The sequence below is a fragment of the Lysinibacillus parviboronicapiens genome (assembly GCF_003049575.1).
In the GTDB taxonomy this organism is placed as follows: Bacteria; Bacillota; Bacilli; order Bacillales_A; family Planococcaceae; genus Lysinibacillus; species Lysinibacillus parviboronicapiens.
The window spans coordinates 109881-133629 of the sequence record NZ_PYWI01000001.1 but is presented as its reverse complement, the minus strand read 5'-3'; the positions used below and the strand labels follow the sequence as shown (position 1 = coordinate 133629).

The following is a 23749-nucleotide window of genomic DNA, read 5'->3' as shown; positions in this document are numbered from 1 at the left end:
AAAATTGACAATAATATTGGATTAGGGGGGCTTATGAAGATATTATTTGTGGCACAAAATTTTCAGATGGGCGGTATTCAAAAGGCTTTAATTAATACGCTTAAAGAAGTAAGTCTCTATAAGCACTATGAAATAGAAGTTTTTACATTTGCTGAAGGAGTATTAATGAAGGACATTCCCCCTAATGTAAATGTATATACTGGAAACTTGCTGTTACAACTAATCGCTACTCCTTTTGCCGAAGTAAAAAAAAGAAAGAATGTGTGGCATATCATGCTGCGTATTTTTTGTATGATTGTCGTTCGCTTGATTGGGTCCAACAATTTATATGCAATGTTATTAAAAACACATAGCAATAATAGACTTTATGATATTGCGATTTCTTATTTTAATGATGTGCCACATAGTTATTTCAATCAAGGCACTAATTTATTTGTAGATAAATTTGTTAAGGCAAATAGGAAGTTCGCGTGGATACATACGGATCCCCTTAAAGCTAACTTTAATTATGATGTATGTGTCATAACCTATAAAAATTATGATCGATTGTTTTGTGTGTCTGAAGCATGTAAGCAAAATTTAATGCACTTTCTCCCACAATATAAAAATAAAATTCAAGTCATCTATAATTTTTTCCCAATTGAAGAAATAAAGGAGTTAGCCTGGCAATATACAGCATTTGAAAAAGGCACGATGGATTTATTATCTATTGGGAGGATTGAAAATGCCACCAAGAGGTTCGAGTTAATTTTGCATCTATGTAAGTTACTAAAGGAAGCTTCCATTAGTAATTTTCGTTGGAGAATTTTAGGTAACGGGCCAGATTTACTAAAAAATAAAAGATTAGCCTTTGAATTAGGCGTAGATGATGTGGTTGAATTTATCGGTGAATGTCACAATCCGTATCCTTTTATAAGACAAAGTGATGTACTCATTTTAACATCTGCCTATGAGGGCTATCCAATGGTGGTAGGAGAGGCGTTGATATTAGAAACGCCGGTCATTACCACGAGTTTTGCAGCTGCTAGGGAACAAATCAGTGATGGCCAAAATGGCTTGATTACAAGCGGCAATGTAGAGGATCTCTATCCAGTCATTGCCAGTGTAATCGAAAACGCTGGCAGGCTCCAAACAATGAAAAAGTTTATTGAAGAAAATCAATATACAAATCAAAAAGCGCAAGAGCAACTAGTATTGGAGTTTGATGCTAAATGATATTGAAAAATAACTATTTCAGTATTTTTATGTGTATTATTTCCAGTATATTTGTTGTGTTAAAAATGTACACAGGTAGCAATTTATTTCTTTGGATTTTTTTTCTTCTAACGTCTATGGCTATGCTTTGTGATAAGCAACAGCATAGAATTGACTATTTGTTATTTTTTATCTCGTGGGTGTATGTCATTAAGTTCGATTTAACGAGCTATTCACTTTTTGTAGTCCTAAGCGTTTTCTATATTGTGTTAAGTATTTTAACGATTATTTTACAAAACGAGGGTATTTCAACAAGACTAGTGTTAACCTATTTTCTCTTTGTATTTTATGCTGTTGCTGTAACGCTACTTAGCGGCGGTAATCTTATTGAAGTGTTGGGCTTTGTATTGAACTATAGTGTCATCTTTTTTGCTGTCGAAGCCATTCATGATAAAGAATACTTTAGAAGGTACACGTATATCTATGTGCTCGGCTTACTTGCAGCTGCAGTAGTTCGTTTAGTCAGCTTTTCCGTCCCAGCAATTGATAGTTTTATTCAATCTATGACAGTTGTGAATACGGTAAGGACATTAAGTATGATCAGTACTAGGTTTACTGGTTTAGATTTAGACCCTAATTATTTTAGTCTGCAAATTTTAATAGCTATGTCTTGTTTATTAGTACTGTTCAATGTCAATGGGAAAAAGGAGAAAAAGTCGATTGTTTTGATTATTATCCTAGCAGGCTTTGGCATACTGACTTATTCTAAAATGTTTATCATCACATTAATGGCCTTAATTTTGATGACGTTTATTGTGTTCTTTAAAAATAATGTAAAAACAGCTATAAAGTTTTCTTCTTTCATAGTGGTAATATGTGGAACAGCACTGTTTTTTTTTTACGAGAAGTTATTCGAGATTTATTGGATTCGCTTTTTTGGAGCAGGAATTTCCACCGATGCTATTACGACTGGGCGTGTGAGTAGTTGGGGGATGTTTGCCAGTGAAATCTTACAAAGTACGAAAATATTCATATTAGGAGCAGGCTTTGGCACAACTTTCTCGAAAGTGAAGATGGCCCATACGATGTACTTATCGACGCCCTATTATTTAGGTTTATGTGGAGTAGTACTCGCTTTACTATACCTTTTAAGTTTGTATAAAGTGCTGAACAATAATGTTGGCATTATAGAAAAGACGGGCTTTCCATTACTATCGGTCAACGCCATTCCCCTTTATATCATGTTAATAGCGAATATTGGACTTGATTCATTTGTAATGGATTATTTTCCGTATCATATTTTATTACTCATGTTTGCATTAACGATGCATAAAAGTCAGGAAATCCGTATGAATGGGAGATGAGGCGGTGCCGTTTTTAAGTATTATTGTGCCTATTTATAATGTGGAGCCTTACTTAAGAAAGTGCATTGAGAGCATTTTAAAACAGCAATTCGTAGATTTTGAATTAATTCTAGTAAATGATGGCTCGACCGATAACTGTCCAACAATTTGCGAGGAATATGCGGAGCGTGATGCGAGAATTATTGTAATTCATCAAGAAAATGGTGGACTTGTCAGCGCACGGAAAGCGGGATTGACAATTGCCTGTGGGCAATATATTGGCTATGTGGATAGCGATGATTGGATTGAAGCTGATATGTACAGTGCATTATGTGATGCCGCACGTAAATTTGACGTAGATATTGTAATTTGTGATATTGTTGAAAATTATTCAGAGCAAGAGGTGAAACGAACGCAATTTGTTGCGCCGGGCCTTTACAGGAAAGATAGGATGAAGCAAGAGGTTTATCCAGTAATGCTCTATTCAGGCCAATATTTTCGTTTCGGATTATTTCCTTCGGTCTCCAATAAATTATTTAAAAGAAAGCTGTTAGAAAAATTTCAATTTGAAGTAGATGAGAGAATTCGTCTGGGGGAAGATGTTGCTTGTACGTATCCCTGTTTACTTGAGGCAAACAGGATATTTATATTACAAGATAAGTATCTTTATCATTATCGCCAAACCCCTTCTTCCATGACAGCGCGATATGATGACAAGTTCTTTGAAAAAATACTTGTGTTGTGTGAACAATTGAATGACTGTAAACGAAAAACAGAAGATGTGGTTCCTAATTTTACCGAACAATTACAGTATTATTTTACGTATTTAGCGATTGCAGCGGTTCAAAATGAATTTAGTCGGCACAATCATAAGAGATTTCATAAGAAAAAATCCCTTATCAAAAAAATATTAGCTCATGAGGATATCCATAAGGCACTACATGCTGTTCAGCTAAAGGAAATGCCGCTTAAATCAAAGGTTTACATTAGGTTATTAAAGAAACAACAGATTCAATTACTCTATGTATTGGTTTTGGTGAATCGGTTCAGCAGTGACATGAGGGATTTTAATCCTGTTGTTACGAAAGGATAAGGGGTTTGCCAACATGAGAACAAAAAAAGTGATAATGAATTTAATGTCGAATATCATGCTTCAAATTGTTACGGCAGCCATTAATTTTATTTTACCTCGATTATTTATGACGACGTATGGTTCCGCTTCAAATGGGCTTATTTCATCCATTAAGCAATTTTTAAGCTATTTAAAAATTATCGAAGCGGGGGTAGGAAATGCGTCAATCGCGGCGCTTTATAAGCCCTTGTCCTTGAGGGATAAAGAGCAGATAAATGGTATCCTATCAGCTACAAATCATTTTTATAGACGGTCAGGCATTATTTTCACTATGTTAGTCGCATTGTTAGCTATCTTCTATCCGTTAGTGGTGGGCGACGAGGTGAATCCACGTACGGCCTTATATCTAGTCCTTATTCTTGGGATAAGCGGTATGTGGGAGTATTTTTTTATAGGGAAATATTTAGTCCTTTTGACAGCGGATCAAAAAAGTTATGTTATTTTTCGGATTCAAGCAATCTTACTTATTGCAAGTACAATCCTGGCAATAACTTTTATAACTCTGGGTTTCTCCATCGTTGTTGTTATTGCTTGGTCAAGTGTTTTGTTATTACTGGATATTGTGTTTTTAAGACGTTATGTCAAAATAAAATATTGCTATTTTAATATAAGTGTAAAGCCAGATACACAAGCAATTAAAGCGAAATGGGATGCTTTAATTCATCAAATCGCTTCGTTAGTTGTCTTTAACACTCCGTTTATTTTAATTACTATTTTTCTGGGGCTTGCTGAGGTAAGTGTATTTACGGTGTACAATCTGGTGTTTAATGCTGTCACTTTATTTGTTTCAGCTTTTTCAGGGGCGATGTTAGCAGCATTTGGGGACATTCTTGTAAAAGAGGATAGGGACGAACTTCATAAATATTTTCAACAATTTGAGACCGTTTTTTATGCAGCTGTTGCTTTCTGTTATACATGTACTGCCATTTTAATTTTACCGTTTATGACTATTTATACAGCGGGTGTTGAGGATGTCAATTATATACGACCGTGGTTAGCGATGCTATTTGTTATTGTAGGTGTTGCGAATACGATTCGCATTCCTTCTAATACCTTAATAAACGCTGCTGGCCATTTTAGAGAGACGAAAAACCGTGCCATTATTGAAGCGGTCATTAACCTTGTGTCATCTATTATTTTTGTACAGTTTTTGGGCGTAGAGGGGGTATTAATAGGTGGGCTGTGTTCATATGCCTATCGAACTTGTGATTTAATTCTGTATACGTCAAAAGAAATTTTAAAAAATTCAGCGTTGCATACTGTTAAAAAAATAACGCGCAATATAATTTTAGCATTCATCGCAGCCTCGCCATTTGCATTTTTCATTGAACTCCATATTACAGGTGCCGGTACTTGGTTGATAGCAGCTATATGTGTTTCCTTATGGACCATTACGATCGTTCTTTTAGGGAACTTTTTTCTTGAACCTAAAATGATGCGAGCTATTTGGGACCATGTGAAACGTACAATTACCAACACCTAAAAAGTTTTTCCTATATGTGTAAGTATGATCTTTAAGCTAAAAGCGATTGCTTAGAAATGGCAGGTGGGAAAAATGAAGCCAGTTGTGAAAGAAATATTTTTACTAAGATTTATTGCCTGCTTGGGAATTGTGTTAATGCACGGAGTTACTTTAGCGTTAGATATGTATGACATAGTGGAAAATCCATTATTAGTAGTGCTGACGTCTATTCAATTAGCGTTAATGTTTGGAACACCACTCTTTATTTTTATCTCAGAGTTCGTGATTGCCTATTCCTATCCAAATCAATTGCCCAAAAAATTTTATGTGAAACGTTTTAAGTATATTTTTATCCCATTTCTATTTATAGGTGTGCTAGATGCAGCTCTTCATTCGATTGGCACGAATAGCGGTGAATTTGAAAAAAAGGTTATATTAAATTTATTCGAAGGTAATTTTCATGGCTATTTTATCATCATCATTTTTCAGTTTTATTTTTTACATCCCCTGTTCGTAAAATATATTGCACCGAAATATCCCGCCTATCAAGTCATCATTACCGCATTTATTATTAATTTCGGTTATTTAGCCTTTTTTAATTTTTTAGATCCATACGAGTATTTTTATTACCTGCCATATGTAGAACTGGAGTGGAGCGTTTTAAATAAGATGCCTTTTCCTGCATGGATAGCTTATTTTGTAACCGCCTACTATTGCGGAAGGAATTATGAGATTTTTCTATCTTTGTTACACCGTTTTCGTTATCAACTATTTGTTGTATTTCTTTTCACATTAAGTGGTTTACTAGCGATCCAAGTTTTGGGCTTAATTACTGAAATTCACTCAAAGAGAATAGATGTCGTCCTGTATACATTGAGCGTTGCATTCTTATTATTTTTTATTGCGAGCAAAATACAGAGAATGCCAAGTTTTATCATTTTCATTAGTCGCTATTCCTTTGGAATCTATTTGTTACACCCACTATTCAATATTATGGTGAAAAATTTTTTAGTGAACTACGAAGAAAAATTGAGTATTTTTTTTGTCGTATTCTTATCATTTTTTGTTAGTACAATCTGCGCTATTTATGTGACATCTATATTGAACAAATGGAAATTCGGTGCTTACTTGGTAGGGCAGGTACATCTTCATGAAAAACAAAGTGCAAACAACGTAACACATTCGGTCATCGGTCATGATACAACTGTTGAATGATTGTTAAAGGTGGATTGCTCGAACGAATAGCTATCGTCAGACTAGTAAAGCGTAAACGGACATGGTTTACGTTTTATTTTGCGATTGGCAAAGAAAAAATGGTAAACTAAAGATTGTTATTTATAGAAAGAGTGGTTTTGCAAAATGAAAGTACTATTTATTGGAGACATTGTCGGCTCAATCGGTCGTGATGCAGTAGAAAAATATTTGCCACGTTTAAAGAAAAAATTTAACCTAGACGTTATCATTGCGAATGGCGAAAATGCAGCAGCAGGTCGCGGGATTACACGTAGTATTTATAATGACCTTTTACAGATGGGTGTAGATGTCATTACAATGGGCAACCATACTTGGGACAACAAGGATATTTTTGATTTTATTGATGACGCGGATTATTTAATTCGTCCAGCGAATTTTTCAAGTGAGGCACCAGGTAAGGGAATGGTGCAAATTTCAAAAAATGGTGTCACATTATCGGTTATTAATTTACATGGTCGAGTATTTTTACCGCCACATGAGGATCCATTTGCCATGGCGGATGACTTGATTGAAGAAGCGCGTAAGACGTCACCGCTTGTATTTGTGGATTTCCATGCGGAAGCGACAAGTGAAAAAATTGCACTTGGTTGGCATTTAGATGGTAAGGCGTCAGCGGTCGTTGGCACACATACACATGTACAGACTGCAGATGCACGCATTTATCCAAATGGGACAGCCTATATTACTGACGTCGGGATGACTGGACCCTATGATGAAATTCTAGGGATGACGAAGGACAGTGTTATTTACAAATTCCAGACAAATATGCCATCTCGCTTTGAAGTGCCGAAAAAAGGGCGTGATGTATTAAGTGGCTTTTATGTTGAAATTGATGACAAAACAGGAAAAGCTGTGCACTGCGAAAGAATTTATATAAATGAAGATTATCCGTTCCAAGGATAATGTGCACAACTACTGGTGAAGAACAAGATAGATTGTAGACAAACTCAAAAAAATGAGTTTGTTTACAATCTTTTTTCTTTGAAATTTGCAGTATCCATATGAAACCATTAATGTCCGCTACGGCAGGCGGGGCATGGCTTCAGTCTTCTCGTCGCTCCGCTTCTGCGGGGCCTTGTGCTCAAACTATTTTTCGCAGAACTCGCCGCCTGTGCTCCAATCAACTAATGTATCCTATTCAACGCAACGGAAGAAGGTAGAAGACAGTATAAATCCACTACACTCCATGCGCAAATTGTCCATTAATGGCTCAATATACGACAACTAAGAATCATCGGAAAAGGCAATAATGCCTTAAATAAACGCTTGGTAGAAGTCAGGGGAAATGCACTTTTACATCATAGGAATTATAGGATGAGCATGATAAAATTTCATGTATTTGAGTGGTTTGCAATATATCGGAATTGAAAATAGTCTATTTTCGTTATTGCGAGCATAAAATGACCTACGGACAATAACTTGAGGACCGAAAAGGGGGACATGAGTTGTTGAGCGTAAACACTATTCGCGAAACGGGGAGGAATAATTGTGGATTCATTAAAAGTATCGTCACGCTCTAATCCAAATTCAGTTGCAGGTGCATTAGTCGCGGTAATAAGAGAAAAAGGGCAAGCAGAAATGCAGGCAGTTGGGGCGGGGGCACTTAACCAAGCCGTGAAAGCAGTGGCCATTGCACGCGGATTTGTAGCGCCAAGTGGCACAGATTTAATTTGCGCGCCGGCGTTTGCCGATATTTTAATTGCTGGTGAGGAACGTACAGCTTTAAAATTGCTAGTAGAAAAACGTGTTCGATAATAAAGTGAACCTTTAATCGGTGGGGGATTTTTATTCCCCACCGATTATTTAGGAATTTATGACAAGAACGCCACTTCCTATGGCAATTTATTTGTGCGTCAACGCAGCAACAGCAATAATTACAGAGCATAAGTAATGAACTTCCTGTTGACTTGAACCGATCAGGCACTAACGCTGTTTGTTCTCTCAAAGAAAGTGGGAGATGAAGCCTTCGCTAGTTCCCGATAAAAAACAACAGAAATGCCTTGCACTTAGTTATAGTGTGAGGCATTTTTTGTTGTGGCGTGCATTCAATTATATGCTGTGTCTCATATCGTTTTGAATCGTCGTGCTCAGGTCAGCAGTAGAAGCGCTCGGGTAAGTGAGAGCAACGCTCAGGTCAACCAAAAAAACCCGCAAGCCAAACTTGATAGTACAAAGAAAGCGTAACTTTTATACATAACATTGCTAACAAATGAGGATTCTATACTTGATTGCATTTTAGTAAGTTATTTTTTTATATTCAATGGGTCTGAAAATTACAACTTTTTGAACGGCATTTTCGGTCAAAGGTCTGAATTTCGGTTAAATCGTGGAATAACAATAGTGCAGACCGTGTCTTCGTGTTAAACTTATGAAGGAAAAAATAATAGTACACATTGGATTTAAGGAGTTGTTGACATGTTACATCAGCTTTCATGGAAAGTCGGTGGGCAACAAGGTGAAGGGATTGAGAGTACAGGCGAAATTTTCTCAATGGCAATGAATCGTTTAGGGTATTTCCTATACGGTTATCGTCACTTCTCTTCTCGAATAAAAGGTGGCCATACGAATAATAAAATTACAGTTCGTCCAACAGAAGTACGTTCAATTGCGGATGATTTAGATATACTAGTGGCATTTGACCAAGAAACAATCGACGTCAATTATAAAGAGTTAACAGAAAAAGGTGTAATTTTAGCTGATGCTAAATTTGAACCAGTAAAGCCGGAAGACTCAAAGGCGCCATTATTTGCCGTACCTTTCACAGAAGTGGCGGCAGAACTAGGTACAACGTTAATGAAAAACATGGTAGCCATCGGAGCTACAGCTTCACTTCTTAACTTAGAGGATGCTGTTTTCCAAAATGTTGTGGATGATATTTTTGGCAAAAAAGGTGAAGAAGTTGTGCAAAAAAACATGGAAGCTATTGCACGCGGCCATGAAATGATGAATGAGCTAATAGGGGATCGCGTTGGTGAGTGGGCATTAGCCCCTGCTGATGGCAAACGCCGTATGTTCATGATTGGGAATGATGCAGTAGCTCTAGGTGCACTTGCAGCTGGGACACGCTTTATGGCGGCATACCCAATTACACCAGCTTCAGAAATTATGGAATACCTCATAAAAAAATTACCGAAATTCGGTGGTGCGGTTATCCAAACGGAGGATGAAATCGCAGCAGCTACGATGGCCATTGGTTCAAACTTTGGTGGTGTTCGAGCATTCACTGCATCGGCAGGTCCTGGTCTTTCACTTATGATGGAAGCCATTGGTCTTTCTGGTATGACGGAACAACCACTTGTTATTATCGATACTCAACGTGGTGGTCCATCGACAGGTCTACCTACAAAACAAGAGCAATCAGATTTAATGGCCATGCTTTATGGTACACATGGTGAGATTCCGAAAGTAGTTATTGCCCCTTCTACAATGCAGGAGGCTTTCTTTGACACAATCCAAGCATTCAATATTGCGGAAGAATTACAATTACCAGTTATTTTAATGACAGACTTACAGTTATCACTTGGTAAACAAACTGCGGAACCATTTGATTACAATAAAATTGAAATTCGTCGCGGTAAAATCATTACGGAAGACCTTGAAGAAGCAGTAGATAAAGCCTACTTTAAACGTTACGAAAATACAGAAGATGGTATATCACCGCGTGTTTTACCTGGTCAGTTAAATGGTATTCACCATGTAACAGGTGTTGAGCATGATGAAACAGGTAAGCCTTCTGAGGCAACGGGTAACCGTCGTACACAAATGGATAAACGTTTCCGTAAGCTTGCGGCACTGAACTTTGATACACCTGTTTATAAAAATGCTCCACACGAAGAAGCAGACATACTACTGGTTGGCTTTAACTCAACGCGTGGTGCTATTGAAGAAGTACAAGAGCGTCTCAATGCACAGGGCATAAAAGTGAACCATGCACATATTCGCTTAGTTCATCCATTCCCATCTACTGATATGGGACCTCTTGTGGCACAAGCGAAAAAAGTGATTGTTGTAGAAAATAACTACACGGGTCAATTAGCGAATATCATGAAAATGAATATTGGCGGCCACGATAAAATTGAGACAATCACAAAATATGACGGTACACCATTCTTGCCAGGTGAATTAGAAAATAAAGTGAAGGAGCTGACTCGCTAATGGCAACATTTAAGGATTTTCGTAATACAGTAAAACCAAACTGGTGCCCTGGCTGTGGTGACTTCTCGGTACAAGCCGCAATCCAGCGTGCAGCTGCAAACGTGGGTATTGAGCCAAACGAACTGGCTGTAATTTCTGGGATTGGCTGTTCAGGTCGTATTTCAGGTTATATAAATTCATATGGTTTCCACGGCATCCATGGTCGTGCACTACCGATTGCCCAAGGCTTAAAAATGGCTAATCGTGACTTAAACGTTATCGCATCTGGTGGTGATGGAGACGGCTTTGCCATCGGGATGGGTCATACAATTCATGCCATCCGTCGTAACATTGACATCACATACGTTGTTATGGATAACCAAATTTACGGTTTAACAAAAGGGCAAACATCGCCACGTTCTGCTGCTGGATTTATCACAAAATCTACACCAGGTGGTGCGATTGAGCCTTCATTAAAACCATTAGAGGTAGCTTTAACAAGTGGTGCAACATTTGTGGCACAAGGATTCTCTACAGATATTAAAGAATTGACAGCTCTAATTGAAGCAGGAATTAACCATAAAGGTTTTTCATTCATCAACGTATTCTCACCCTGTGTAACATACAACAAAGTGAACACTTACGACTGGTTCAAAGAGAACTTAACAAAGCTTGCAGATATTGAAGGCTATGACAATTCAGATCGCGGTATGGCAATGCGTACAGTAATGGAAAATGAAGGGCTTGTGACAGGTATTATCTATCAAGATACAACGACGGCTTCTTACCAAGAGAAAGTCCCTGGCTACTCTGAATTACCGCTTACAGATATTGATATTAAAATGAGCGAAGATCAATTTAATGTATTAGTCAATGAATTTATGTAACTAAAAGATGAATTAAAAGCTTATTGAATCGCACTGTAGGTAAACTTGTGAAAATCGAGTTTACTTACAGTTTTTTTTATGCGTTCCCCCAAAAATTACTTCCCTTTCCGCGTTTCTACCTCAAAGGAAAGAAACGCTTCTAGCGATGGATGCAGGCTACTTTTTCCAGTGAAGTGGAGGCTGGGCGACTCATTTTGCTCATTTCAAGTTGCACGTGCATATTAAAAGTTAAATCCTTATAAAATCCTTATAATCATTTTTTACAATGAAGTCATCGAAAGGATGATGACTTACTATGGAAGCTATTATTTTACAAACAGAAAATCTTTGTAAAAGCTTTAAAGGACAGAAGATTGTAGAAAATTTATCGTTGACCATTCCGCGAAACTCCGTTTATGGATTGCTAGGGCCGAATGGAGCGGGGAAATCTACAACGTTAAAAATGATTTCAGGCATGCTACGTCCAAACGCAGGGAACATACTATTTAATGGACATAACTGGCATCGAACAGATTTAACAGATATTGGTGTATTGATTGAAACACCACCGTTATATGACAATTTAACTGCAAGAGAGAATCTCAAGGTCCGAACAATTGCCCTTGGATTGCCCCAAAGCCGTATAGATGAAGTTCTTAAGATAGTTGACTTAACCAATACAGGTAAAAAACGTGCCGGTCAGTTTTCGTTAGGGATGAAACAGCGTTTAGGCATAGCCATCGCACTGCTGAATTATCCAAAGCTCCTAATTCTTGATGAGCCAACAAATGGCCTTGACCCCATCGGAATTCAAGAGCTACGGAAATTGATCCGTTCTTTTCCTGAGCAGGGTATTACCGTCATCTTGTCGAGCCATATCTTGTCCGAAGTAGAACAGGTTGTCGATGAAATCGGCATTATTGCTGGAGGAGTATTAGGATATCAGGGGATTGCACCACAAGGTCAAGAATTAGAAGCACTATTTATGCAGGTTGTCGCCGCGAACAGAAAGGCGGGACAATAAAATGTTACCTCACGTTATGAAAGCGGAAAGATTAAAATGGAAACGGACTTTTATTCCAACATTAGTTTGGCTTACTCCAATTGTTACGTTGCTTCTAAGTGCAGTCTTAATGGGAGGTAGTTTTTTTCAAACAGGGGCTTATAATTGGTGGTATACAATGCTCCTACCAGGCGCACTGACGATATGTTGTGCATTGATAGTGGAAAAAGATTCAAAATTGAAATATCATAGTATTCTCGCTATGCCGATTGATATAAAAACGATTTGGTTAGGCAAAATTTTTGCATGTAGCGCATGGCTGTTACTAATCACAGTTGTTTTCTTCATTGGTATAACGGCTGGAGGAATGATACTTTTTGGTAATCGTATATCCATTGAAAGCAGTCTAACAGGAAGTTTTTTAATTTTTGTGACGTTATTATGGCAAATTCCCTTATGTTTGTTCCTAGCAGCGAAATTTGGCACGTATATGACAATTTTAGTAAATTTAGTTGGCAATATTGTTGGGGTTGCCGCATTTGCAGATGGAGGGCTTTGGTTTACCTTTCCTTATGCAATTACAGCGCGATTATTGTGTCCAACACTTCATATTATGCCTAATGGACTCCCCGTACAGGATGGCAGTGAACTATTGAGCACGGGCGTTATCGTACCAGGTGTAATAATTGCTTTAATATGGTTTGTATGTTTGACCTTCCTTACTGCAAGTTGGTTTCAGCGAAGGGAGGCGAAATAGCAGCATGGTCATTTTTCGATTACTGAGCGCGGAGTTTGTTAAATCAAAAAGGACGCCATTTTTGCTCACACATCTACTTGTCCCGATCATTATTTCGGCGCTGTTTTTAGCATACTATTCCTATTCTCCTTGGGATTTTAATGGGAAGGTAAATGCTTATTATCAAGGGTTGGCGTGTGGTTTCCCTATTATTATTGGATTAGTTTGTGCGATGTCTGCAGAACAGGAAGCAGCAGCCGGTCATTTTCAGCTAATGTTAACGGCGACAAGCATAAAAATATTGGCATTTGTCAGCAAATTACTGCACTTACTATTATTCGGCTTTGCTGCAATACTGTTCTCTATTTTAGTTTTTAGTTTTGGCTTTATTGAAATCTTACATGAAGACCAATTTGATGTTCAGTTTTATGTGATAGGTGCATGTATTATATTCGGAAGTACTATATTTTTATATATTTTACATCTTGTTGTGAGCCTTCGTTTTGGCAAAGGTGCCTCGATTGGTCTAGGTATCGTGGAAGCACTTTTGGTCGCTTTACTGCTGACAGGTCTAGGGGATGGCATTTGGTCCTTTATTCCTTATGGTTGGGGAGGACATTTCATTTCTCTTTGGGCACTATACGAGAGTGGTGTGGAGCTTTCTGTCGTGCATACGGGACTACAAGTTGGTATGATTACGTGTATTAGTGCAACATTGCTGGCATTTATAGGGGCTTGTTTATGGTTTTGGCGTTGGGAAGGAAGAAAGTCTGAGGGGTAGAATAAAGAAAGAATGTTGAGGTAAGGTCTATGGCAAAAGTGTTAGCAGTGGATGATGAACAAGCTATATTAGTGTTGATAAAAAATGCCTTAATAAAAGATAATCACCTTGTGACTGTTGTATCGGATGCAACAGAAGTATGCAAAATGGATCTTGGCAATTTTGATTTAATATTACTAGATGTGATGATGCCGGCCATAGACGGATTCACCTTGTGTAGGCAAATTCGTCCTGCTGTAGATTGCCCTATCCTATTTCTAACAGCTAAAACGTTAGAGGAAGATCTTATGTATGGTCTAGGACTAGGAGCAGATGATTATATTGTAAAACCTTTTGGTATCGGAGAGCTACGTGCAAGAGTGCATGCCCATTTGAGACGCGAAAAACGAGGTAGACGTAGCATTCTATATACGGATGAGGTTCACTTCAATTTATCAGGCAAAGAGTTATATGTAAGTGAGGACAAAGTAGCTCTAACAAAGAGCGAATATGAGATTTGCGAGTTTCTCGCGCGTAATCGTGGGCAGGTTTTTACAAAGGAAAAAATCTATGAAACTATTTTTGGTTTTGACGGGAAAAGTGACAGCATGGCTATTACCGAGCATATAAAAAATATTCGCGCAAAGCTGCATGCTTTTGACATTGATGTCATTGACACGGTTTGGGGGATTGGCTATAAATGGAGACAATAAGGCCAAATAAAGGAACACGCCTACATACATTTTTTCTTCGATATCTCCTTTTTCTCAGTATCGGTACAATATTATTAGTGGCTATACTGCTTGGTCTATTTCTATTTGCCTTTTCTACAAACATTATTTTGCCTGCAAATTATGCCGAAACACAGATTTCTTTAACTAAAAATCACATTGCTTCAAGTAATACTGTAACTGCTGATAGTATACCTGATCTTGTAGACTACGCGGTCTATTCAAAGCAAGGTACATTTATTTCAGGTAATCTTTCAGCAAAGGAAGCTAACGATGCTTGGGATTTAATGCAAAAGGGGGAAAACAACAGTGGCTCTCACTTTTATACGTTTATACAACGTGAAAATGAGGAGGTGTGCATATTGCGCTATTATTTAGTACCGCAGTATCGCTCCGCCATATTAAGAGAGTACTTGCCAAATCCCCAACTATTGATGTTCCTAATATTTATAGTAGGCATATTTGCTCAAGCGACAGTGCTTGCTATCCACTTTGGCAGACGTTTAAAGAAGAAAATGATGGGGTTACAAGATGCCATTAAAGAAATTCAACAGCAGAATCTAGATTTCTCGATTGCTCCGTCCGGAATACGTGAAATCGATGAAATCGCTTCGTCATTTGAGCACATGAAGGATGCACTGAATATTTCTTTAAAGCAGCAATGGGAGTTAGAGCAATCCCGTAGAGAACAGATTACGGCTCTTGCTCATGACATCAAAACACCATTAACGATTATTCGCGGGAATGCTGAGCTATTACAAGACACACAGCTTGATGCTACACAACAAGCATATAATGACTATATTTTGAAAAATACCATTGTGATTGAACAATTCACAAAAGAACTCATGGATTTATCTAAAATGGAGAAAATTACCGAACATGAAAAAACATCCATTACAACAGAGGCTTTTCTTGCGGAAGTGGAAAATCAAATGAAGGCTCTTTCTTGTGAGAAAAGTCTTCAGGTGTGTATGCACAAAGAAAAGCTTCCAGCGTATATCGCTTTAAATAAAGAATCCTTTTATCGGGCTATGTTAAACGTCATTGACAATGCGGTGGAGTATACCCCTTTTAATGGGAAAGTTACTCTATCTGTTCAAGGCACCTCTGATGATGTTCGATTTATCGTTACAGATAATGGCCATGGCTTCTCCCCAAAAGATGTGAAAGAGGCGACAAAGCAATTTTATCGGGGCGATTCTAGCAGGAATACCGGTAATCATCATGGTATGGGACTTTACATTGCTCAATCAATTGTAGAAAACCATGGGGGTACTTTGCGAATTGATAATGATAGGGCAACTGGTGGAGGAAAGGTAACAATCACTATTCCCGTTCGTAATAATGAAAAAAGACAATAGAAAGTAAGTAAACAGAAGATGATTTTGCTACATAGTTAGCAATCATCTTTTTTATTGTCTAAGTAAGAGAGGGGATAGCAGGGCAATAATAGTAAAAAATGCTACAATAAAAAGAAAAAAGAAGAGGCGATGTACGTGGATAACGTCATTGATTTTATTGCAAAGAAAAAGGAACGAGAAGAGAGGCAGCGTGCACAAGATTTAGAGCACTACGTTGCCTACCATTGTAAGCTTCATCAGCCTGAAAATATCGATGCTTTGGTGGAAAGAAAAGTCCTAGAAGTGAAGGATCATACATTATTTTTAGGTTTTCTATCCATTTTAAAGGATGAAGACATCGAACCACTTGAGATTTTTCAGGATGTTTTTACATTTGAGCCTGCCCGTTTTGAAATGAACTACCATATGAAATGGTGGTCGGTTGTGCAGTTAGCCTTTACATTTTTATCTATTTTAAAGGAAAATGAACCGCATACATATGCAGATTTCCTTGGTTTGTCTGAATAATCTAGGGTATGTGCACGTTTGAAGCACTGTACAAACGTGCGCATACAAAACTAGATTCCACTTATTACCCCTATCAGAAGAAAATAGGCTCATCACCATAACGTGGAGTTGATTTCCGTTCCGACTGGGCGCTTTCCTGGGGGCGTCCGCTGAGCCGCTTCACTCGCGTGGCTCGCTCCAGGGTCTCATCTGTGACGCTGATCCCCAAGGAGTCGCCCAGCCTCCACTCCAATCAACAAATATAAAGTGAAACTTCAATCAGTGGAGGTTTTCTTCATCCCCCACAATAAATAGAGGAACACAAGCTAAAACCTTCACATCCTGTGAAAAAGCTTGTGTGACCAACATCCTGCTGCCCCGAACCAATCGGACTTTTACGGACAGTTGATCGCCCAGCTAGTTGACTCTCACTCATCTTTCCACTTGAGGTGGGCGTCTTGTACCTGACGCTTCGCTTTCGGAACAGATAAATTACTGACCGTTAATGCGGGATAAATGGTATACATTTTAACAAATGTCATCCCCAACTTTTGGTGATGAGCCAGAAAATAATAATCTTTACAATTCCCCTAATTATTAAACATGCTTCATAGAGTTTATAATTCCTCAATAATTTTTACCGAATATTTTTAAGCGCTCCACACTTGCTTAATGTTTGTTTTATAAGATTACTGTTGTAAGCAAATAAAAATAAACATAAACAAATGGAGGGTCCATCTCATGGCAATTCAAAAGTTGTGGAAGAAAAGTCTAGTTGGAGTGTTAGCTATTTCAATGTTGGCTGCTTGTACTGACAGTTCATCTAGTTCTAGTGAAGTAAACAGTGATTTGACGTTGGCCGAAATTACTAAAAAGGCGCAAGAAGAAGGTGTTGTAAACTCAGTCGGCATGCCTGATACTTGGGCGAACTGGGTGGAGACATGGCAAGAACTAGGGACCGAATATAATTTGAAGCACAAGGATACGGATATGTCGAGTGCAGAAGAGCTAGCTAAGTTTGAAGCTGAAAAAGAAGATGCAACAGCTGATATTGGCGACGTAGGGATTGCTTTTGGACCAATTGCCAAGGACAAGGGCTTAACATTACCATATAAAACATCTTATTGGGATGATATTCCACAATGGGCTAAAGATGATGAAGGACATTGGATCGTTGGCTATACGGGAACAATTTCATTTTTAACAGATACTAATAATGTGAAAGATGCACCAACATCTTGGGAAGACATTAAAAATGGAGATTATACGGTCAGTATTGGTGATGCCTTAACAGCAAACCAAGCCCAATTTGCGATTTTGGCAGCTGCAATGGCTTTCGGTGGTGATGAATCGAACATTCAGCCTGGTATCGATTTCTTTGCAGATTTAGCTAAACAAGGACGTTTACAAGGAGATCCATCTGTAGCCAATTTAGAAAAAGGTGAAATTGATGTAGCCATCTTATGGGATTTTAATGCGCTAGGCTACCGCCATCAAATTGATGAACACCGATTTAATGTAGTTGTCCCATCCGAAGGTTCAGTGACATCTGGCTATGCAACCGTTATTAATAAGTATGCCAAAAATCCACATGCGGCCATGTTAACACGTGAATACATTTTATCGGATGCAGGACAGGAAAACTTAGCGAAGGGGTATGCACGACCAATTCGTGACAATGTGGAACTATCTCAAGATGCGAAGGCCTTATTACTGCCGGCAGAAATGTATAAAAAGGCGCAGCCAGTGAAAGATCAAAAGCAATGGGAAGAAACAACGAAGCAAATTCCACAAATCTATCAAGAGCAGGTTTTAATTCATGCAAAATAATAAAGTTGTCCTTATTGTCATAGATGCACTGCGATTTGATACGGCCTGTTCACATATGGGGTTCATGCAACATTTAATAGAACGCAAAATTGCCGCAAGGTATGAGGTTTGTTCGGAGGTACCATCCTTATCTCGACCATTATACGAAACCATTTTAACGGGTACACCGCCGATCGTACACGGTGTAACAAGCAATATGACGGTGCGTTTATCCACACAAAATAGCTTATTTCATTTGGCTAAGTCAAACGGTTTAACTACAGCAGCTGCTGCTTATTATTGGGTAAGTGAATTATATAATCGTGCACCATTTTTGCATATGGAGGATAGATTGCAGTTTGATACGCAGCTTCCAATTGACAATGGCTTGTTCTACTTTGAGGATCATTACCCAGATAGCCATCTTTTTGCGGATGCAGCATGGTTAATGGATCACAAGCAACCAGATTTCTTATATATTCATCCGATGAATGTAGATGATGATGGGCATAAATTTACAGCAAATTCACCACAGTATCGAAATCGTGTGTTGGCCGTAGATGCACTGTTATCTTTGTTTATTCCGAAATGTTTGGCACAAGGCTATGAGATTATTGTAACAGCCGATCATGGGATGACAAGTGATGGTAATCATGGTGGTATAACTACTGAGGATCGTCATGTACCAATGTTTGTCATTTCTAATCATGTCAAAGTTGGTATAAAAAATGGAATTGTTTCGCAGTTGCAAATCGCGCCACTGTGCTGTTATTTATTGAATATTGAACCGTCGGAGGAGATGGTTCCACTCTTATTAGAGGGCGTACAGTCATTAAAAGAGGTCTAATGAATGCCTCTATTTCTACTTTATTAACAGAAAGAAGTGGTCGTTGTGATCTCTAAAAGGCAATCATTTGCCTGGCTTGTCCCTTTCCTATTGCTTGTGCTGTTATTCTTTTTAGTGCCACTACTGTATATGGTAATCTCGAGCTTTAGTACTAGTAAAGGCTTTACGCTTGAACACTACCAATCTGTTCTAACAAATGACTATATACTACAAGGTTTTAAGAATAGTATTACTTTGTCAGCAATCTCCGCCGTGATTGCACTGATTGTAACATTGTTTGCGGTCTATGCCATCATGCGCTTTTCGGAGTCAGCTCGAGAGAAAATTCTAATTTTGACTAACTTAACATCAAATTTTTCAGGCATCCCGTTAGCCTTTGCTTTCATTGTCTTGCTAGGGAATAGTGGGTTATTTACTTTGCTTTTTGAAAAATGGGACATTGGTGCATTATCGTCATTTTCTCTCTATAGCTGGAGTGGCTTATTACTCATTTATATTTATTTTCAGATGCCATTAGCATTGATGCTGTTGTATCCAATTTATGATGGGATACAACAACAATGGAAGGAAGCGGCTGCCCTGCTTGGTGCATCTACATGGCAATTTTGGTTGAAAATTGGCATCCCTGTCATGCTACCAGGTATTGTTGGAACATTTAGTGTGTTGTTTGCCAATGCGATGGGCGCCTATGCATCGGCCTATGCACTAACTAGCAGTAATTACAATTTAGTCGCAATACGTATCGGTGCGCTCATTAAGGGAGATATATTTGCCCAGCCAGAATTAGCAAGTGCGATTGCGGTATTACTGGCAGTAACGATGGTAATGGCGATGCTATTAAGTGAGTGGAGCATCAAAAAGACAAGGGGGAAATTATAATGAAGAAGAGAGGCTTTGCTGATTTCTTTTTCCTCTTTTTCGTTTTGTATTTAGTATTGCCGATTGTTGCGACGACACTATATGCCTTTTCTTCTAAATGGAATAAAACGATTTTACCAGAGGGGCTGACGTTTAAGTGGCTGGCCACATTATTTCAGGATGCAGAGTTTATCCAAGCGTTTGGACGCTCTGTTTTATTATCAGGTGGAGCGGTCGGAGTAGCAATGTTCGTGATTGTCCCTGCGATATTTGTCATTGTTTTGTATTTTCCACAGTATGAAAAATTTATTCAAGTGGCAGTTGTCATGGTGTATTCCTTCCCAGGGGTTATTTTAGCAGTAGGATTAATTCGTGTGTATACGACAGTAGGTGTGCCGATGATTTTAGTGGTGCTAGGCGCTTATGTTATTGGTATTTTGCCATACATTTATCAAGGCACACGCAATAGTCTACGAAGTGTTGATGCAAGGCAACTTTTAGATGCAGCACAATTACTGGGCGCCTCTAAAAGGCAGGCATTTATGACAATACTTTTACCGACTGTCTATCCAGGCCTATTTGCGGGTGCATTGTTATCATTTTCAGTGTTGTTTGGTGAGTTTGTACTTATTAATTTAGTCGTAGGCTCTCGCTTTGAAACCGTGCAAATTTATTTAATGAAAAAACTAAGTTCAAGTGGACATATTGCAAGTGCAGTTGTCTTTATTTATCTCGTTCTTATGGGTCTATTAACGTTCGTTATCGCACTGCTAACAAAAAGATCGAAAGGTGTTACAAATATATGAGCTATATTGTCATAGAAGGGCTTCATAAAAAGTATGGGCATTCAACTGTGTTGTCCAATATCGATATGAGGATTGAGCAAGGGGAGTTTATTACTCTTTTAGGACCAAGTGGCTGTGGAAAAAGTACAATTTTACGCATTGTCGCAGGTTTAACAGATGCCACTGCAGGTTGTATACAAATTGAAGGAAAAGATATGCATGATATTCAACCAAAAGATCGTCAAGTCGGAATGGTATTTCAATCTTATGCGCTATTTCCGAATATGACCGTCAAAGAAAATGTAGCGTTCGGCTTGCATATGCAAAAAGTGAATAATGCTGAAATTGAACAACGTGTGCAAGAGATACTTGGCATTGTGCATTTAACAGAAAAAGCGAACGCTTATCCAAAGGAACTGTCTGGTGGTCAGCAGCAACGTGTTGCTTTAGCACGTGCATTAATTGTACGTCCAAAGGTATTGCTTTTAGATGAACCACTTAGTGCACTGGATGCACAAATTCGAAAAAAATTGCAGGAGGATTTACGAGCGATTCAACGACAGCTCAATATGACAATGATATTAGTAACACATGATCAGGAAGAGGCAATGGCTGTTTCTGACAAAATATTTGTCATGAGTAATGGGGAAATTGCGCAAAGTGGAACACCTACTGCCATTTATACAAAACCGGAAAGTGAATTTATTGCTAATTTTATCGGGCATTATAATGTCTTGCCAAGGCAAGTACTGGAGAAAATGATCGGTGGAGTATTGCCAGGAGATGGCTTGAAATTTGCTATTCGACCAGAGGCCATTCATGCACAGGCAATGGAAGGGGATATTTGTTTTTCGGGTGTAGCGAAGCAGTCATTGATGAGTGGTAATGTCATTCGTACTACATTTGAGGGTGAGTGTATGTTTACAATGGAACAATTACATCAACGAGGACAATTGTTTGAAATAGGCAAAAAATATGAGTGCTATGTGGCTAAGGAAGATGTGATTGCTTTATCATGACTTATGCAAAAATTGAACGTTTTGATTATATTTTAAAGCAACTAGAAGTACATGGGAAAATAATTGTCGCAAACATTGCAGATGCACTTCAAGTAGCACCAGAAACTATCCGGCGGGATTTAGATGAACTAGAGGAACAGCATTTATTAACGCGCGTCCATGGTGGAGCAGTACAGTATACGAATGTCAGAACAGAACCAGCGTTTTTGCGTAAGCTTCAAATGAAAAAAGAGGCAAAGTGTAACATAGCTCGGCTAGCTGCGGAGCGTATATGTGATGGGGATACGATTGCTGTTGATACAGGAACAACAACGGTACATATTGCTGATTACTTAATGGCGGTCGAAGATATTACCGTCGTCACAAATTCCATAGCAGCAGCGGCACAGTTTAACTTAGCCATTGAAGAGAGACGTATGACAGGCAAGGTGATTTTGCTCGGTGGGACGACCAATCCAAGACAGTCCTCTGTCGCAGGTGCCATGACATTGGAATGGTTGGGCAATATGAATTTTGACAAAGCATTTTTATCGTGTGGGGGCATAATGGACGGTATTGTCTATGATTATGATTTAGATGAATCGCTGATTTCTCAAAAAATGCTTGAAAACAGCAAAATGACAATTTTACTAACCGATTCTTCCAAAATCAATAGCAAATCATTTTATCGAATTTGCCACTTGGTAGATTGCTCGGAAATAATTTGTGATGCGACATGCCCCGAAGAATGGCAGGCATACGAAGAAATGTGGACGATAGGTAGTGGAGGGAAAAGCTGATGACAATTGATTATCATGTGCATTTAGAGGAGGGACCCTACTCATTCCGTTGGTTAGAACGCACTTCGCAGGCCATGGCATTTTTTGATGAAGTTGAAGTTATGTCGAAGGGCTCAAAAGAGCTTATCGAGAGGCAAATACAGGTTTTAGCACAACGATTGCTTAAGGGTTGTTACAGTGAAGAGTGGCTTGATTTATATTTGCAACAAGCAAAGCGACTAGGGTTACGAGAGGTTGGCATTGTTGATCATTTGTATCGATTTAAGGAGACACGTGCTTATTTTGAACGCTATATGCAGTTGGATGAAAGGTCGGAGGTCGGTCAATTGCAATGTTACTGGCTAGATAGTGTTATGACGGAACAGATGGCTACGTTTGTATCAGCCATTACAAACGCAAAGGAAAAATGGCATCGCCACGGTGTTGCATTAAAGCTTGGTATAGAAGCGGATTATTTTGTGGGTGGTGAAGAAGAGCTAGCGTCACTGTTACAAGACTATCCATGGGATTATGTCATTGGTTCTGTGCATTTTGTGGATGGCTGGGGCTTTGACAATCCACAAACGCAGAATATATTTGAGCACATGGACGCAGCGACATTGCGGGAGCAGTATGGACAATTTTTTGCGACTGTGGAGAGCATGATACACGCAAAGATGTTTGATTTTGTGGCGCATTTGGATAATTTTAAAGTCTTTAACTATCAGCTTAAAGATGAAACTTTTCTACATGCTTGGTATGTGCGAATTGCTGAGGCACTTGTTACAACACAAACAGCTACGGAAATCAATGCAGGGTTATATTATCGCTATCCCGTAAAGGAAATGTGCCCGGGTTCTCATTTCTTGCAAGTGTTAGTTGAACAGGGCGTAGAGTTTACTGTTTCCTCAGATGCGCATTTCCCTGATGATGTTGGGAAGTATACCTTTGCCAATACGGATGTGCTAAAAGGACTTGGTGTTCAATCGATACTAGGATTTGATGAGCGTAAAAAGAAATATATCGAGTTATAATTTGAAGGTAAGGTCACCGGTGATACAGGTCATCGGTGGCTTTTTAGCGTTAACGGAGTAAGGTGGATAGAACCGGCAAGTGACAGATAGAACCGGCAAAGTGACGGATAGAATCATCAAGCAGAAAGAAAGTGTATTTAAGTCGAAACCACGACATTTAGTACGCAAACCTTG

General features: G+C 38.6%; 22 protein-coding genes. All 22 read left to right on the top strand.

Annotated features, from left to right (window positions below; all coding sequences use genetic code 11):
* Positions 1-33 precede the first annotated feature (33 nt).
* The 22 genes from C9J35_RS00655 (at position 34) to C9J35_RS00550 (ending at position 23575) form a co-directional block, all read left to right on the top strand.
* The gene (locus tag C9J35_RS00655) at positions 34-1215 is read left to right on the top strand and encodes a glycosyltransferase (RefSeq protein WP_107923019.1); all 1182 of its coding nucleotides are present in this window, start codon (positions 34-36) and stop codon (positions 1213-1215) included.
* Positions 1212-2558 carry a hypothetical protein gene (locus C9J35_RS00650; RefSeq protein WP_107923018.1) on the top strand — a complete coding sequence of 449 codons (1347 nt, stop codon included), beginning with the start codon at positions 1212-1214 and terminating at the stop codon, positions 2556-2558. Before C9J35_RS00655 ends, C9J35_RS00650 begins: the two co-directional genes overlap by 4 nt.
* Positions 2548-3630 (top strand): glycosyltransferase family 2 protein, encoded by a 1083-nt coding sequence (locus C9J35_RS00645; protein ID WP_235616163.1) that lies wholly within the window; start codon positions 2548-2550, stop codon positions 3628-3630. The genes C9J35_RS00650 and C9J35_RS00645 overlap by 11 nt, the downstream gene beginning before the upstream one ends.
* Positions 3631-3643: 13 nt before the next feature.
* Positions 3644-5152, top strand: coding sequence for a lipopolysaccharide biosynthesis protein (locus C9J35_RS00640; protein ID WP_107923017.1), 1509 nt, complete (start codon positions 3644-3646; stop codon positions 5150-5152).
* Positions 5153-5224: 72 nt separating this feature from the next.
* Complete coding sequence (locus tag C9J35_RS00635) at positions 5225-6346, top strand: acyltransferase family protein (protein ID WP_107923016.1); 1122 nt, start codon at positions 5225-5227, stop codon at positions 6344-6346.
* A 144-nt stretch (positions 6347-6490) separates the two neighbouring features.
* Entirely contained in the window at positions 6491-7288 is a 798-nt protein-coding gene (locus C9J35_RS00630; protein ID WP_107923015.1) for a TIGR00282 family metallophosphoesterase, read from the top strand.
* Between the two features lie 585 nt (positions 7289-7873).
* On the top strand, positions 7874-8140 hold the full coding sequence (locus C9J35_RS00625) for a stage V sporulation protein S (RefSeq protein ID WP_010858535.1): 267 nt from the start codon (positions 7874-7876) through the stop codon (positions 8138-8140).
* Between the two features lie 660 nt (positions 8141-8800).
* On the top strand, positions 8801-10540 hold the full coding sequence (locus C9J35_RS00620; RefSeq protein ID WP_107923014.1) for a 2-oxoacid:acceptor oxidoreductase subunit alpha: 1740 nt from the start codon (positions 8801-8803) through the stop codon (positions 10538-10540).
* On the top strand, positions 10540-11406 hold the full coding sequence (locus C9J35_RS00615) for a 2-oxoacid:ferredoxin oxidoreductase subunit beta (RefSeq protein ID WP_054767154.1): 867 nt from the start codon (positions 10540-10542) through the stop codon (positions 11404-11406). Before C9J35_RS00620 ends, C9J35_RS00615 begins: the two co-directional genes overlap by 1 nt.
* Positions 11407-11701: 295 nt before the next feature.
* Positions 11702-12409: a lantibiotic protection ABC transporter ATP-binding protein gene (locus C9J35_RS00610; protein WP_107923013.1), complete on the top strand. Its 708-nt coding sequence runs from the start codon at positions 11702-11704 to the stop codon at positions 12407-12409.
* Position 12410: 1 nt separating this feature from the next.
* The gene (locus C9J35_RS00605) at positions 12411-13145 is read left to right on the top strand and encodes a lantibiotic immunity ABC transporter MutE/EpiE family permease subunit (protein ID WP_107923012.1); all 735 of its coding nucleotides are present in this window, start codon (positions 12411-12413) and stop codon (positions 13143-13145) included.
* A 4-nt stretch (positions 13146-13149) separates the two neighbouring features.
* Complete coding sequence (locus C9J35_RS00600) at positions 13150-13905, top strand: lantibiotic immunity ABC transporter MutG family permease subunit (protein WP_107923011.1); 756 nt, start codon at positions 13150-13152, stop codon at positions 13903-13905.
* A gap of 29 nt (positions 13906-13934) precedes the next feature.
* Positions 13935-14597: a response regulator transcription factor gene (locus tag C9J35_RS00595; protein WP_107923010.1), complete on the top strand. Its 663-nt coding sequence runs from the start codon at positions 13935-13937 to the stop codon at positions 14595-14597.
* Positions 14585-15979, top strand: a complete 1395-nt coding sequence (locus tag C9J35_RS00590; RefSeq protein ID WP_107923009.1) for a HAMP domain-containing sensor histidine kinase — start codon at positions 14585-14587, stop codon at positions 15977-15979. Before C9J35_RS00595 ends, C9J35_RS00590 begins: the two co-directional genes overlap by 13 nt.
* 129 nt (positions 15980-16108) lie before the next feature.
* Complete coding sequence (locus C9J35_RS00585) at positions 16109-16486, top strand: 2-oxoglutarate ferredoxin oxidoreductase subunit beta (RefSeq protein WP_235616162.1); 378 nt, start codon at positions 16109-16111, stop codon at positions 16484-16486.
* A gap of 720 nt (positions 16487-17206) precedes the next feature.
* Complete coding sequence (locus C9J35_RS00580) at positions 17207-18295, top strand: ABC transporter substrate-binding protein (protein WP_107923008.1); 1089 nt, start codon at positions 17207-17209, stop codon at positions 18293-18295.
* Entirely contained in the window at positions 18285-19121 is an 837-nt protein-coding gene (locus tag C9J35_RS00575; protein WP_107923007.1) for an alkaline phosphatase family protein, read from the top strand. The genes C9J35_RS00580 and C9J35_RS00575 overlap by 11 nt, the downstream gene beginning before the upstream one ends.
* Positions 19122-19169: 48 nt before the next feature.
* Positions 19170-20000: an ABC transporter permease gene (locus C9J35_RS00570; protein ID WP_438941193.1), complete on the top strand. Its 831-nt coding sequence runs from the start codon at positions 19170-19172 to the stop codon at positions 19998-20000.
* Positions 20000-20785, top strand: coding sequence for an ABC transporter permease (locus C9J35_RS00565; RefSeq protein WP_054767159.1), 786 nt, complete (start codon positions 20000-20002; stop codon positions 20783-20785). The genes C9J35_RS00570 and C9J35_RS00565 overlap by 1 nt, the downstream gene beginning before the upstream one ends.
* Positions 20782-21783, top strand: a complete 1002-nt coding sequence (locus C9J35_RS00560; RefSeq protein ID WP_107923006.1) for an ABC transporter ATP-binding protein — start codon at positions 20782-20784, stop codon at positions 21781-21783. The genes C9J35_RS00565 and C9J35_RS00560 overlap by 4 nt, the downstream gene beginning before the upstream one ends.
* Positions 21780-22562, top strand: coding sequence for a DeoR/GlpR family DNA-binding transcription regulator (locus C9J35_RS00555; protein WP_107923005.1), 783 nt, complete (start codon positions 21780-21782; stop codon positions 22560-22562). Before C9J35_RS00560 ends, C9J35_RS00555 begins: the two co-directional genes overlap by 4 nt.
* Positions 22562-23575, top strand: coding sequence for a histidinol phosphate phosphatase domain-containing protein (locus tag C9J35_RS00550; RefSeq protein WP_107923004.1), 1014 nt, complete (start codon positions 22562-22564; stop codon positions 23573-23575). The genes C9J35_RS00555 and C9J35_RS00550 overlap by 1 nt, the downstream gene beginning before the upstream one ends.
* Positions 23576-23749 lie beyond the last annotated feature (174 nt).